The following is a 13,233-nucleotide window of genomic DNA, read 5'->3' as shown; positions in this document are numbered from 1 at the left end:
CAGCCCGGCAGCCCACCCGGCACGTCCCTCCGTCGGCCGAGTCACCCACGCCGGCCCGACCGGCGGCCGACGGTCCGCAGGGATGGTTCGGATCACCCGCCCCCGCCTCGGCACCCGAAGGGCCGGCGGCCGGCGGCGGACCACCCGCCGCCACCCCCTGGCGCCGCCGGTGTCCGGGCCGCCCCTACCGGCACCGCCCAGGCCGGCCGCTTCGGATCCGTCCGCACCCGGGTCCGCACCGCCGCCACGCGGCTCGGCGTCCGCCGCACCGCCGGCGGAGGCGGACCTCGTCGAACCGGTCTCCGCGCCACCGGACGCGGCGCCGCCGATCGCCGCACCACCGGACGCCGTATCGCCGGTCTCGGCGCTACCCGAGGCCGTATCGCCGGTCTCCGCACCACCTGACGCCGTTTCCCGGGTCTTCGCGCCACCGGACGTGGCGCCGCCGGACGTGGCGCCGCCGGACGTGGCGCCGCCGAGATCCGCGCCACCGGACGTGGCGCCGCCGGTCTCCGCGCCGCCCGAGGCCGTATCGCCGGTCTCCGCGCCACCGGACGCCGCGTTGCCCGACGCCGCGTTGCCGGTCGACGACGGGCTGACCTCCGAGACGGCGGGCGACGCCGAGCCGGCACCCGAGCCGCCCGCCGATCCCGAGCAGCTGTTGGCGGATTTCCGCTGGCGTCTCGATCCGGCGACCCTGCGCGAGCTTGTGGACGACCCGGAGGAACTGCGGACGGTCCGGCAACGGCTCACCGACAAGCTCGACTCGGCCCTCGACAACCGGTCCCGGGCCCGCCTGCTGAGCCTGCGGGCGGTGGCCTCCCGGGTCCTCGGCGACCTCGACGACGCGCTGGCCGACGGCCGGATGGCGCTGACCTACGCCGAGGCGACCGGTGAGTTGCGGCGGGTCGCGCTCGCCCAGGCCCGGCTGGCCCACCTGCTGCGCTGGCGCGGCGAGTTCGCCGAGGCGGACCGGCTGTTCGCGGAGGCCAACTCGGTCGAGCTACCCGACCGGCTGCGGGCCGCCCTGCACGAGCACGCCGCCCGCTGCTGTTACGACCAGGGCCGGCTGATCGAGGCGTGCCATCACTTCGAGCGCGCTCTCGACCTGCGCGGCGAGGGGGACGCCGAGTTGCTGGCCCGGGTCCGGATCGGGCTGGACGCGATCGCCGCCCGCGCCGCGGAGGGCGGCTTCGGGCCGTACCCGCGTAGTTGGGACGAGGTGTTGGAGCGCGACCGGAGCCCGGTGCCCGCGCGCGACGGCGGCCAGGGCCTGTGGGGTTACGCGGACGCCGAGGGTGACATGGTCGTGCCCGCCCGGTACGTCGAGGCGCAGCCGTTCCGGGACGGCCTGGCCTGGGTACGCGGGTCGCAGACCGACCGGTGGTCGCTGATCGAGCTGACCGGCGAGACGGTGATCGGGCCGACCTACCTGGCGGCCCGGCCGTACTCCGACGGCCTGGCCTGGGTGGTCCGCGACGAGAGCGGCTGGCTGGCCGTCGACACCGCCGGGGAGGTCGTGGTGCCGCCCGGCTTCGCCGACGTACGGCCGTTCCGCAAGGGCGTGGCGGTGGTCCGCCGGGAGGGCTGGGGAGCCGTCGACCGTACCGGCCGGATCCTGGTGCCGACCCGCTACCACGGCTTCCACACCACCCTCGCCGACGGCCGCTACGTCGACGGTTTCACCGACGAGGGCCTGGCCGTGGTGGACCTGGCGGGCCGCAGGGGCGTGGTGGACCGTAGCGGGCAGGTGATCGTGGCACCGGCGCACCCGGCGTTGCTGATCCACCCGGTCGCCTTCCTGGCGACCAACAGCGCCGGGAACTGGGGTGCGCTCGACCGGCGCGGCGAGCCGCTGATCGACCCGATGTTCCCCCGTCCGGCCGACGTCGTCGCCGAGATCGAAGGTCTGCTCACCGACGCCAACCCGGTGCTCTGAGTCGGTCAGCGTCCGGCGGCTCCGACGGTCGGCCCACCCGGCGTGCCCTGGCGGTCAGGCCACGCAACCCGGCGGGTCGTACTGCTTCCGGTCGAAGACGTGCACCCGGCCCGGCGGGTTCGGGATGCCGCCCGAGCTGGTGATGGGTCTCGCCTGGAAGATCCGCAGGAAGAAGTTGACGACCTTCACCACCGGCTCCGGGATGACGTAACCCACGGAGTACGTCAGGTCGATCGACAGGCTGGCGCCGCGGCAGTCGATGCCGCGGGTGCCCGGCGCGAGCGGGAAGAACTGGGCCAGGGCCGAACCGCGGGCCACTCCGGTGGAGACGGTGAACCCGAGGTGCAGCCCCGCCTTGAAGCCGAAGGCACCGATGCCGAGGGTGAACGTCGCCTTGTAGGCCAGCACCGCTCCGTTGGCACCGACCGAGATCCCCTTCACCGAGTCGAGCAGGCTCGACCGCATGAAGGGGCCTTCCGGCCGGTGCACCCCCCATCCGCCGTCGCGGTAGCCGAAGCCGAGCACACCCCGCAGGTCGTACGCGCCGGAGGCGCTGAGGTTGCCGTCCCTGGCGCTGAAGGCGGTCCGGACGACAAGCTCCTGGGTGACGCTCAGGGTGAACGGAATCCCGAGGACGAGCCCGACCGGCACGGTGAAGTCGACCGGGATGGTGAAGCGCCGGTCCAGTTGCCGGTCGGTGCCGACCCTGCTGGCCCCCTTGATGCTGACGCTGAGGCCACCGCCACCGTGGACCTGCAACTCGGCCACCCGCACCCGGCCGCCGGAGATGGCCAGGTGGAACCGCGCCGAGGGGCTCCGCATGGCCAGCATGGCGCTGGCGACGAAGCGGATCTCCCCGTCGTCGTAGCTGATGTCCGCGCCGACGCCGTCCCGGCAGCACCGCGGGGTGGTGGTGAAGCCGTTCGCGGTCACGCCCCGGGACCCGACGGAGGGTCGGGGCATGTCGACCCGTTCCGGTTCCGGCGGCGCGGGTGCCCGGCGGGCGGCCGGCACGGCGGGCCGGTGCCGGCCGGCACCCGCAGCACCGGCGGCGGGGCGCACCAGGGCGCCGGGCGTGCCGCCGAACGCCGCCGGGCGTACTCCGGGCGAGGGTGGCGACGCCGCGGTGACGGCGTCGTGGTCGGTCCAGAGCGCGCCCTCGGCGCTGTAGGCGATGGGCTCGTCGATCGGCACCGGCTCGTCGCTGGCGAACTCACCGTCACGGATCACGTCGGTGAGTTCGACCGGCGCGATGGTCACCCTCCGGGTGTCCCCCTCGTCGTGCACCTCCACCACCCGGCCCACCCCGCGCGAGGTGACGAACATGACCTTGCCTGGTCCCAGGTCCGACACGCCACCGGCGGCGGCGTCCAACGTCCAGGTCAGCCCGTCCACGGTGACCGACCGGACCGCCTCCGCGCCGGCCCCGATCAGGACGACGTCCGGCTGGTACGTGACCTTCGGATGCGGGCGGGGCGCCTGGCCGTAGCGGAACTCGCCCTCGGTCAGCCGCTCGCCCGCCACCTGCTGTACCGGGCCGTCCCGGTCGGCTCCACCCCGGGTGCAGCCGGTCACCGTGACCAGCACCACGAGCAGCCCGGCCACCAGTGGTCTGCGCATCTGTCCACCTCGTCGCGTTCGGCCACGGCCCCCGGGCCGGGTCAGCAGAGGCCGGTCACGCCGGCCGGGTCAGCGCAGGCCGGTCACGCCGGCCGAGTCGGACCGCCGCCGGGCGGCCGGTGGTCAGGGGCTCAGAGCCGGTCACGGACCAGTCCGGCGAGCCGGATCATCGTGGGTCGGTCGCTGTCGTCGACGACGCTGGTGACCACCCGCAGCGTGCAGTACCGGTCGCCGCCGGCGAACTCGACCTCGCCGGTGGAGAACCGCATCCCGTCGGGGCCCTCCTCGGGCTCGCCGAGGATCGGATCGGCGGGCGGCAGCTGCCCGTCGACCGCGGTGCCGGGAATCCCGATGTGCAGGGTCACCGAGTGGTAGGTGTCCGGGTTCTCCCAGGTGCAGCCGGCGGAGCCGGGCACCCCGCCGGGGTTGTCTCCGATGATCTCGGTGACCTCGGCGTCGGTCAGCAGCGTGCAGCCGTCGATCTTCTCGGCGCCGTCGTCCGACCGCGCCGCGGCGGAGGCGGAGGCGGCCTGGTCCGGGCCGGTCGGGGTGGCCGGCTCGGCCGAGCAGGCGGCCGAGCCGGCGAGGGTGATGGCCACGACGGTCACCGTCGGCCAGGCCGCGCCGGCGGGACGCCGCCGGGAACCGGTGGTGCGAAACAGGATCATGATGGTCGTCTCCCAGGTGAGGATCGGATCGGTCAGTGGCCGGGCGGCGGTCCGAGCAGCTCGATGCCGTGCCGGGCCGCGGCATGGCCCAGCGCGGCCGGGTCGACCGGCGCCGGGTCCGGCCTCCCGTTCCTCGCCCGCGCAGTGGAACACCGCGGAGCCGGAGAGCACGTAGAACATCTCGTCCTCCAACTCGTGCCGGTGCAGCGGCGGCGCGAAGCCGGGCGGGTTGACGAACTCGACCACGGTCAGCTGCCCGCGGGTCTGGCCGGCGGCGGCCTTGACGGTGACCAGGTTGCCGGTGAACCAGTACGCCTCGCCCTCGTCGCGGCGGAGCAGGTGCGGACGGATCGACACGGACCTCCCCAGGGTCGGTGCCACTTCGGCACACACGGAACTATTGGATAGTCAGTTGCTAATCGATAGCCCGTTGTCTAGTGAATGCGTTGTTAGTATGACTGCGTCATGGGTGAAGTCAAGGACGAAAAGCCGACCCGGCCGTACCACTCCCGGGTCCGCGCGGAGAGCGCCCGGCGTACCCGCCAGGCGGTGGTCGTCGCGGCGACCGAGCTGTTCGTCGCCCGGGGTTACACCGCCACCTCGTTGGCCGACGTCGCCGCCGCGGCCGGCGTGGCCCGGCCCACCGTCTTCGCCGCCTTCGGTTCGAAGGCGGCGCTGCTGCGCCAGGTGCTCGACGAGGCACTGGCCGGTGACGACGAACCGATTCCGGTCGCCCAACGGCCCTGGTACCGGCCGGTCTGGGAGGCCGAGAGCCAGGGTGCGGTGCTCGACGCGTACGCCGACGTCTGCACGCTGATCGGCGCCCGGACCGCGCGCGTGTTCGAGACGGTACGGCGGGCCGCCGACGGGTCACCCGAGACCGCCGAGGTGTGGCAGACGCTGCTGCGCAACCGGCGCATCGGCGCCCGGACGGTGGTCGACCGGCTGGCCGCCCTCGGGCCGCTGCGCGCGGGGTCCGACGTGGAGCGCGCCGTCGACGAGGTGTGGTTCCACAACGACCCGGCGCACTACGGCGCCCTGGTGCACGGGGCCGGCTGGGACGAGCGGACCTACCGGGATTGGCTGGCCCGGAGCATGCGGCACGCCCTGCTGCCGGACTGATCACCTGCCGTGCCGCAGCGGTCGCGATCTGCACCGCAGTGGTCGTGGTCGCCGCCGCCGGTCGGCGGCGGGCTAGGGTCGAGAGATGGAATTCCGACACCTGGGCCGCTCCGGCCTGATGGTCAGTGAGATCTCGTACGGCAACTGGATCACCCACGGCTCGCAGGTCGAGGAGGATGCGGCGTTCGCCTGCGTCCGAGCCGCCCTCGACGCAGGCATCACCACCTTCGACACCGCCGACGTCTACGCCGGCACCCGCGCCGAGGACGTCCTCGGCCGGGCGCTGGAGCAGGAGCGGCGCGAGGGTCTGGAGATCTTCACCAAGGTGTACTGGCCCACCGGCCCGGGACGCAACGACCGGGGCCTGTCCCGCAAGCACATCATGGAGTCGATCGACGGCTCGCTGCGCCGGCTGCGGACCGACTACGTGGACCTCTACCAGGCCCACCGGTACGACTACAGCACTCCGCTGGAGGAGACGATGGAGGCCTTCGCCGACGTCGTGCACTCCGGCAAGGCGCACTACATCGGCGTCTCGGAGTGGAAGGCGTCGCAGCTGCGCGAGGCCCACGCCCTCGCCCGGGAGCTGCGCATCCCGCTGGTCTCCAGCCAGCCGCAGTACTCCATGCTCTGGCGGGTCATCGAGACCGAGGTGATCCCCACCAGCGAGGAGCTGGGCATCGGCCAGATCGTCTGGTCGCCGATGGCGCAGGGCGTGCTCTCCGGCAAGTACCTTCCCGGCCAGCCGCCGCCGGCCGGGTCCCGGGCCACCGACGAGAAGTCCGGGGCGGGCTTCATCGCCAAGTGGCTGACCGACGACGTGCTGACCCGGGTGCAGCAGTTGCGACCGCTGGCCGACCAGGCCGGGCTGAGCATGGCCCAGCTGGCCATCGCCTGGGTGCTACAGAACCCCAACGTGTCCTCGGCCATCATCGGGGCGTCCCGCCCCGAGCAGGTCCACGACAACGTCAAGGCGGCCGGCGTCAAGCTCGACGCCGGCCTGCTCAAGGCGATCGACGAGATCGTCGACCCGGTGGCCGAGCGCGATCCCGCGCGTACCGAGTCCCCGGCCGAACGGCCCTGACCCACCACGCCCGGCCGGTGCGGCGTGCACCGGCCGGGCGCTCGGGTGGCACCGGTCGACCGGCGGACGGGCCGGTCAGCCCTGCCAGAAGCGGACCAGTTCGAGACCCGTGGCGTAGAGCCACGGGGGCAGGCCGAGGGCGTCGCCGATCGCGAAGACGGCGGCGAAGAACCAGCCGCCGATCGTCGGGTTCCACAGCAACGCGAAGAGCAGGATGAAGCCGTACGGCGCGAACAGGTCGTACATCCGCCGCCACTGCGGGTTCAGCCACGGCTGGAGCATGTTGCCGCCGTCGAGGCCGGGCACCGGCAACAGGTTGAGCAGGCTGGCGGTGAGCTGGAGGAAGGCGAGCAGCGCGACGGCGGCCCAGAACTCCAGCGGCCCGCCGCCCGGGGCGCCGAGCCGCAGCACCGCCACCAGCACCAGCGCGAACAGCACGTTGGTGGCCGGGCCGGCCAGGCTGACCAGGCTGTGCCGCAGCCGACCCGGGATCACGTGCCGGTCCACCCAGACGGCGCCACCCGGCAGCCCGATGCCGCCGAGCAGCACCACCGCCACCGGCAACGCGATGGACAGCAGCGGGTGGCTGTACTTCAGCGGGTTGAGCGTCAGGTAGCCGCGGTGGGCCACGCCACGGTCACCGGAGCGGTACGCGACCACGGCGTGGGCGTACTCGTGCAGGCAGAGCGAGACCAGCCAGCCGGAGACGACGAAGCCGAACACGTTGAGCCGGACGTTGCCGACCTCGTGCCAGGTCAGCACGGCGCAGGTCACCAGCAGCGCGACCAGGGCTCCGAAGACCGGGCTGGGCCGGAACGCGGCCCGAGGCACCCCGAGCAGCAGCGGCTCGGCGTCCCTTGGTGTCATCACTCCGCCACGGGCAGCAGGCTCATCCGGTAATCCACCCGGTCGTCCTCGAGGAGGGCGACCGAGGTGACGCCGGAGGCCGCGAGCTCCCGCCAGATCTGACCGATCCAGGACTCGGCGTCCGCCTGGCTGCCGAACGACTCGTCCGGCCCGTCGACCGACTCGCCGTTCGTGCCCTCGTACCGCCAGCTCCACGCCATGTGCGCGTCTCCCCTCGCCGCTGATGTCCCGTGGGACGGACCCCCGCCAGCGTAGTCGCACCGCACGTCGGGCGGCCGGGCCACGGCCGCCGGACGTGGGTGCGAGTGACCGTTGCCGGTCGGGGTATGTCCCGGTGGACGGACTCTTCGGACGGGAGGCGGCGATGACGAAACCGATACCCGAGATGGACACGGAGGAGCTGCGGGACATCGCGACGCGCGGCGGCATCGACGGTGCGCCGGAGATGGACCGGCAGGAACTGGTCGACGCCCTGGTGGCGCGCCCCGGCGAGGGCGCCTGGCAGGAGGATCCGAAGCCGGCGGACGTCAACCCGAACGACTACCGCTACCAGGCTCCCGAGCAGCGCTGAGCCGCTCCGGACGGCGGGTGCCGGGCGGCGCACCTGCGGTGCCCCGCCCGCCCCGCTGGACGTAAGGTACGCAGCATGTCCCTAGACGGGTGGAACACGCTTCTGGTCCTCGGCGGAACCCGGTCCGGCAAGTCGGAGTTCGCCGAGTCCCTGCTGGCCGAGGCCGCCACGGTCCGTTATGTGGCCACGGCCGCCGCCGGGGGCGAGGACGACCCGGAGTGGGCGGCCCGACTCGCCGCGCACCGGGCCCGCCGGCCGGCGACCTGGAGCACCGAGGAGACCGCGGACGAACCGCGCCGGCTCGCCGACGTGATCGCCACCGCCCGGCCGGACGAGACGCTGCTCGTCGACGACCTCGGCGGTTGGGTGACCGTGCTGCTCGACCCGGCCCACCAGCCGGCGGACGACACCGCCACCGTCGACGAGCTGGCCGCGGCCGTGCGGGCCTGCGCCGCGCGACTGGTGCTGGTCAGCCCCGAGGTCGGGCTCTCCCTGGTGCCGACGACGCCGCTGGGCCGGGCGTTCACCGACGCGCTCGGCGCGGTCAACCGCGCCGTCGCGGACGCCTGCGACGCGGTGGTCCTGGTGGTGGCCGGCCAGCCGTGCCGGCTGAAGCCGGTCGCCGCGACGCCCACGCCGAACCCTGCCGGCCCCACGCCGGCCGCTGACCCCGCCGGCCCGGCCCGCCGCCGGCCACCCGGGGCGACCGTGCCCGCGCAGGCCGGCCCGGCCGGTGGGCCGGCCACCGGCAGCGTTCTCCCGCTGCCCGAGTCGCCGCCGGTGACCGCTCCGGAGGTATCCGCCGCACCCGGCTCCGTCGACCCGGGCGCCGACTGGGCCGCGCCCACCATGGTCCTGCCGGTGGCCGCCACCGGGCTGCTCATCCAGCCCGGTATGGAGCTGCCCATGCCCGACGAGTACGCCGGGCCGCAGGCGGTGGACCGGCTGGCCACCCTGGACGTGCCGGGCACCGGTCTCGGCGTGCTGGAGCAGGTGGTCTCGTTCGCCGCCGCCACCCAGGGCACGCCCACCCCGGCATCCTGGCAGTCGGTGCGCGTGCTGCTGCTGCGCGGCGACCACGCGGGTGGCGTCGCCGCCGGCACGGTGCCCGGCGAGTCGACCCGCCGGGCCGACCAGGCCCGTGCCGGTCAGGGCGTCCTCGCCCGGTTGGCCGCCGGAAGCGGCGCGGGCCTCCAGGTGGTGGACGCCCCGGCCGCCGCACCCATCGAGCATGGCCCGGCGCTCAGCGGGGAGCAGGTGGAGTCGGCCCTGCGCTACGGCTGGCGGCTCGCCGAGGAGGCCGCGGACGCCGGCACGCAGCTGCTGGTGCTGGCGGCGTGCGGGGCGGGCACCGAGGCCACGGTGGCCGCGGTGCTGGCCGCGACCGCCGGCGCCGAACCCCGGCGGTGCTCGCCCGGGTGGTCACCACCGGCGGCGAGATCGACGACGTGGCCTGGATGGCCCGCTGCGCGGCGGTCCGGGACGCCCTGCACCGCACCCGGCGGTCCTCCCGGGACGCCAAGGCGGTGTTGACCGAGCTGGCCGGCGGGGACATCGCCATCGCCACCGGCATCCTGCTCGGCGCGACCGCCCGCCGGATCCCGGTGCTGCTGGACGGGCCCGTCGGCGTGGCCGCCGCGATGGTCAGCCGGGACCTGGCCGGGCAGGCCCGACACTGGTGCCTGCTGGCCGACCACGGCGGGCACCCGCCGTGCAGCTGGCCGCCGACGTGCTCGGCCTGACCCCGCTGGCGGAGCTGCGGCTCGACCTCGGCGAGGGGGCGAACGCGCTGACCGTGCTGCCGCTGTTGCGCTCGGTGCTGGCGCTGGCCGCCGCGCTGCCGGAGCGCCCGACCCACCCGCCCGCCGCCGACGCCGCTGACGGCGCTGACGGCGCTGACGGCGCTGACGGCGCTGACGGCGCTGACGGCGGCCACGCTGACGGCGCCGGCGGCGGCGTTGACGGCGAGCCGGGGCCGGTAGAGGAGACCGAACCCGACTTCCACGAGCCGGAGCCGCACGGGCCCGGACCGACGACCGCCGAACCGGTGCCCCAGCCGGCGGACCGTGCCGGCTGAGCGCCGGCTCGGCGACGGGGCGCGGCTGGCGCTGACCACCCTCACCATCCTGCCGATGCGTGCCGGCCGGATCGACCGGGGCACGGCGGGCACGGCGATGGCGCTCGCCCCGGCGGTCGGCGCACTGCTCGGCGTGCCGCTGGCCGGCGTACTGCTGCTGCTCGACACGGTCACCGCGCCGCTGGTCGCCGCCGGGATCACCGTCGCCGCCGGCGCCCTGCTCACCCGGGGGCTGCACCTGGACGGGCTGGCCGACACCGTGGACGCGCTCGGCTCGTACCGGCGCGGTCCGGCCGCGTTGGAGATCATGAAGAAGCCGGACGTGGGGCCGTTCGGGGTGGTCGCGCTGGTGCTCGTGCTCCTGGTGCAGGCGGCGGCGCTGGCGGAACTGGCCGGCCGGTCCCGGCCGGCGGTGTTCGCGGCCGTGGTGACGGCCACCGCGGCCGGTCGGCTCGGGGTCGCGCTGGCCTGCCGGCGGGGTGTGCCGGCGGCCCGCCCGGAGGGTCTCGGCGCACTGGTGGCCGGCACCATCGGCCCGGTGGCGCTGCTCGCCGGCACGGCCGCCGTCGCGGTGCCGGCGGTCGCGGCGGTGCCGGAGCGCCCGTGGCAGGGGCCGTTGGCCGTGCTCGTCGCGCTCGCCGTCGCCGCCGGGTTGCTCCGGCACGTGGTACGCCGGCTCGGCGGTATCACCGGTGACGTGCTCGGCGCGACGGTGGAACTGGTCACCACGCTGGTCTACCTGGGACTGGCGCTGTCCGGCTGAGCCGGGCGACCGCCGCCGGGTAGCGTTCTCCCACGACAGCACCGGCGCGGCCACCCGGGGGAACCATGCTCATCACCGACGACTTCCTGCCCGTTCCGGTTCCGGAGTCGCTCAGCGCGACGTACCTGGTGCCGACGGTGGGACTGCCGTCGGTGACGGCACGGACGGCGGTGGCCGGGCTGGCCGGCCGGCTCGCCGAGCCGGTGCACGGGCTGGCCCGGCAGATGCTGGACAGCCCGCTGATGAGCGTCGACGTCCGCCCGGTAAGCGAGTTCCCCAAGCTGCCGCCGGACCTGCTCAGCGCGTTCGGGGCCAGCGAGACGCAGCTGGACCGGCTGGCCGCGGCGAGCCACCTGGTGGTGGTGCAGGCCGAGTACCGGCCGGGCTGGCCGCCGGCGCACGAGTGGGCCGCCCGGGCGGTGGCCGCGGCGGTGGCCGAGACGGTCGGCGGCGACGTGGTGGACGTCTTCGGCCTGCAGTTCCTGGACCCGGCCGCGGCGCTGCGGTCGCTGCCCGACGCCCAGGGCCGGGTCCGGCTGGTCGACTGGGTGCTGGTGCCGTACTCGTCGGACGCCGAGGGGCTCTGGTTCACCACGAAGGGGCTACGCCGGTTCGGCCTGCTGGAGTTGCAGACCCAGGGTGTGCCCGACCATCTCACCCGGGCCTGGGGCGCGGTGATGACCGGTGCCGCGCGACGGCTGCTGCGGGACTGGACCGACGGGCTGACCGGCGAGGAGGTGCCGGCGTTCGTGCCGCTGCCGGTGCTGGCCACGGTGACCGGGCACGACATCGCGGTGGCGTACGGAAATCCGGAGCAGCACGGTGCCACGGCGCCGGTGCTGCTGCGGCTGGAGTTGGACCCGGCGACCGACCCGGACGCCGACTCGTTCCTCAGCCTGCGTCCGCCGGCCGGGCATCCCGGTCCGGCCGGGCGCTACTTCGCCGCCGCCTGCGCCACGCTGTTCGCCGGCATCCAGCCCGACGTGCGCTACGCCCGGCCGGGCGACGCGATGAGCCGGGCGATCGCCACCGCCCGTGCCGGTTTGGACGACGTCCGGGTCCGGTTCCGGGACGGGCAGTTGCCGCCGGAGACCCAGCTGGTCGTCAAGTACGGCCTGCCGGGCGACGACGGCCCGGAGTACGTCTGGGCCGGGGTGACCTCCTGGGACTCCCCGGACCGGATCGTCGGCGACAGCGCCAGCGACGCCAACACCGACCCGACGGTGCGGATCGGCTCCCCCGTGGTGGTGGAGACCGCCGACGTGGTCGACTGGGCGGTGCTCGACGGCACCGGCGTCATCGAGGGCGGCTGGACCCAGGCCGTCCTCGACGCCGGCGAAACCCCCACCACCTGACGGGTCACCGGACGGAGGGGTGGACGAAGGGCGGGCGGGTCAGGCGGACGGCACCCCGGCGGCCACGGACGTCGACGTGCAGCTCGGCGCCGTCGGGAAGCTCGGCGGCGGTGTCGACAAGCGCGAGCGCGATACCCTGCTTCCTCGTCGGGCTGAAGGTGCCGCTGGTGACGGTGCCGACCCGGGTGTCGCCGTGGAAGACCGCCATACCGGGGCGCGGGATGGCCCGGTCCACGGCTGCCAGCCCGCGCAGCGTCCGACGGGGACCGGCGGCCCGCTCCGCGAGTAGCGCGTCGCGGCCCCAGAAGGACGGCTTGTCCCAGCCGACCGCCCAGCCCGACCGGGCCTGCACCGGCGTGATCTCCAGCGACAGGTCCTGGCCGTGCAACGGGTACCCCATCTCGGTGCGCAACGTGTCCCGGGCGCCCAGCCCGCAGGCCCGCGGTGCCGGTTCGGCGGCGAACAGCGCGTCCCACACCGCGACCGCCGCACCGGCCGGGACCACCAGTTCGTAGCCCAGCTCACCGGTGTAGCCGGTCCGGCACACGGTCAGCTCGACGCCGGCGAGGCGGGCCGGGGTGAAGCTCATGTACCCGTGTTCGGTGGGCAGGCCCAGGCCACCCAGCAGCTCCGCCGAGCGGGGCCCCTGCACCGCCAGCACGGCGTACGCCTCGTGCTCGTCGGTGACCGTGACCTGCGGCGGCGCGGCGGCGCGCAGCCGGCGCACCACCTCGGCGGTGTTCGCGGCGTTCGGGATGAGGAAGACGTGGTCGTCGGCGTACCGGTAGGCGATGATGTCGTCCACCACGCCGCCGGTCGCGTCGTCGCAGCACAGCGTGTACTGCGCCCGGCCCGGCCCGATCCGGTCCAGGTCGTTGCTGAGGCAGGCGTTGACGAACTGCACCGCCCCGGTGCCGGTCACCCGCACCTTGCCCAGGTGCGACACGTCGAACACGCCGACGTCGGTGCGCACCGCGGTGTGCTCCCGGAGCACCCCGCCGCCGGCGTACTCCAGCGGCATCTCCCAGCCACCGAACGGGGCGAACTTGGCGCCGAGCGCGGTGTGCCGCTCGCCCAGCGGGGAACGACGCAGCCGGGTCGCGGCGGCGTCTGTGGTCACGTCGGTCATGGGTGGAACTTACCGGGACGCACCGGGCTGGTTAGCAT

Annotated in this window: 11 protein-coding genes and 1 pseudogene; 7 read left to right on the top strand and 5 right to left on the bottom strand. The window is 74.8% G+C overall.

Annotated features, from left to right (window positions below; genetic code table 11):
* Positions 1-82 precede the first annotated feature (82 nt).
* Positions 83-1,939, top strand: a complete 1,857-nt coding sequence (locus tag KIF24_RS07950; RefSeq protein WP_230415373.1) for a WG repeat-containing protein — start codon at positions 83-85, stop codon at positions 1,937-1,939.
* A gap of 54 nt (positions 1,940-1,993) precedes the next feature.
* On the opposite strand, the gene KIF24_RS07945 is transcribed toward KIF24_RS07950, so the two are convergent.
* Both KIF24_RS07945 and KIF24_RS07940 read right to left on the bottom strand, forming a co-directional pair.
* A complete protein-coding gene (locus tag KIF24_RS07945; protein WP_221083484.1) occupies positions 1,994-3,559 on the bottom strand; it encodes a hypothetical protein in 1,566 nt (521 codons plus the stop codon).
* 131 nt (positions 3,560-3,690) lie between these two features.
* Complete coding sequence (locus KIF24_RS07940; RefSeq protein ID WP_331461038.1) at positions 3,691-4,584, bottom strand: cupin domain-containing protein; 894 nt, start codon at positions 4,582-4,584, stop codon at positions 3,691-3,693.
* 108 nt (positions 4,585-4,692) lie between these two features.
* On the opposite strand from KIF24_RS07940, the gene KIF24_RS07930 reads away from it, so the two are divergent.
* Together KIF24_RS07930 and KIF24_RS07925 are read left to right on the top strand one after the other, a co-directional pair.
* Positions 4,693-5,349, top strand: a complete 657-nt coding sequence (locus KIF24_RS07930) for a TetR/AcrR family transcriptional regulator (RefSeq protein WP_221083482.1) — start codon at positions 4,693-4,695, stop codon at positions 5,347-5,349.
* An 85-nt stretch (positions 5,350-5,434) separates the two neighbouring features.
* The gene (locus KIF24_RS07925) at positions 5,435-6,433 is read left to right on the top strand and encodes an aldo/keto reductase family protein (RefSeq protein ID WP_221083481.1); all 999 of its coding nucleotides are present in this window, start codon (positions 5,435-5,437) and stop codon (positions 6,431-6,433) included.
* Positions 6,434-6,508: 75 nt separating this feature from the next.
* Here the strand turns inward: KIF24_RS07925 and KIF24_RS07920 are convergent, their stop codons facing one another.
* Together KIF24_RS07920 and KIF24_RS07915 are read right to left on the bottom strand one after the other, a co-directional pair.
* The gene (locus tag KIF24_RS07920; RefSeq protein ID WP_221083480.1) at positions 6,509-7,300 is read right to left on the bottom strand and encodes a site-2 protease family protein; all 792 of its coding nucleotides are present in this window, start codon (positions 7,298-7,300) and stop codon (positions 6,509-6,511) included.
* Positions 7,300-7,500, bottom strand: coding sequence for a hypothetical protein (locus KIF24_RS07915; protein ID WP_221083479.1), 201 nt, complete (start codon positions 7,498-7,500; stop codon positions 7,300-7,302). Before KIF24_RS07915 ends, KIF24_RS07920 begins: the two co-directional genes overlap by 1 nt.
* 164 nt (positions 7,501-7,664) lie before the next feature.
* Between KIF24_RS07915 and KIF24_RS07910 the strand changes: the two genes are divergently transcribed.
* From KIF24_RS07910 to KIF24_RS07895, 4 genes and pseudogenes are all read left to right on the top strand, one after another.
* Positions 7,665-7,871, top strand: coding sequence for a hypothetical protein (locus KIF24_RS07910; protein WP_221083478.1), 207 nt, complete (start codon positions 7,665-7,667; stop codon positions 7,869-7,871).
* 75 nt (positions 7,872-7,946) lie between these two features.
* A pseudogene (gene cobU / locus KIF24_RS07905) lies at positions 7,947-9,948 on the top strand (bifunctional adenosylcobinamide kinase/adenosylcobinamide-phosphate guanylyltransferase).
* The gene (locus KIF24_RS07900; protein WP_221083477.1) at positions 9,938-10,711 is read left to right on the top strand and encodes an adenosylcobinamide-GDP ribazoletransferase; all 774 of its coding nucleotides are present in this window, start codon (positions 9,938-9,940) and stop codon (positions 10,709-10,711) included. The pseudogene cobU and the gene KIF24_RS07900 overlap by 11 nt, the downstream one beginning before the upstream one ends.
* Before the next feature lie 65 nt (positions 10,712-10,776).
* Positions 10,777-12,066 (top strand): DUF2314 domain-containing protein, encoded by a 1,290-nt coding sequence (locus tag KIF24_RS07895; protein WP_221083476.1) that lies wholly within the window; start codon positions 10,777-10,779, stop codon positions 12,064-12,066.
* A 4-nt stretch (positions 12,067-12,070) separates the two neighbouring features.
* On the opposite strand, the gene gcvT is transcribed toward KIF24_RS07895, so the two are convergent.
* Positions 12,071-13,195: a glycine cleavage system aminomethyltransferase GcvT gene (gene gcvT / locus KIF24_RS07890; RefSeq protein ID WP_221083475.1), complete on the bottom strand. Its 1,125-nt coding sequence runs from the start codon at positions 13,193-13,195 to the stop codon at positions 12,071-12,073.
* Positions 13,196-13,233: the final 38 nt, after the last annotated feature.

Source organism: Micromonospora tarapacensis, assembly GCF_019697375.1.
GTDB classification, from domain to species: Bacteria; Actinomycetota; Actinomycetes; order Mycobacteriales; family Micromonosporaceae; genus Micromonospora; species Micromonospora tarapacensis.
Note: the sequence above shows the minus strand (reverse complement) of the source record. Positions and strands in the feature narration are given on the sequence as shown.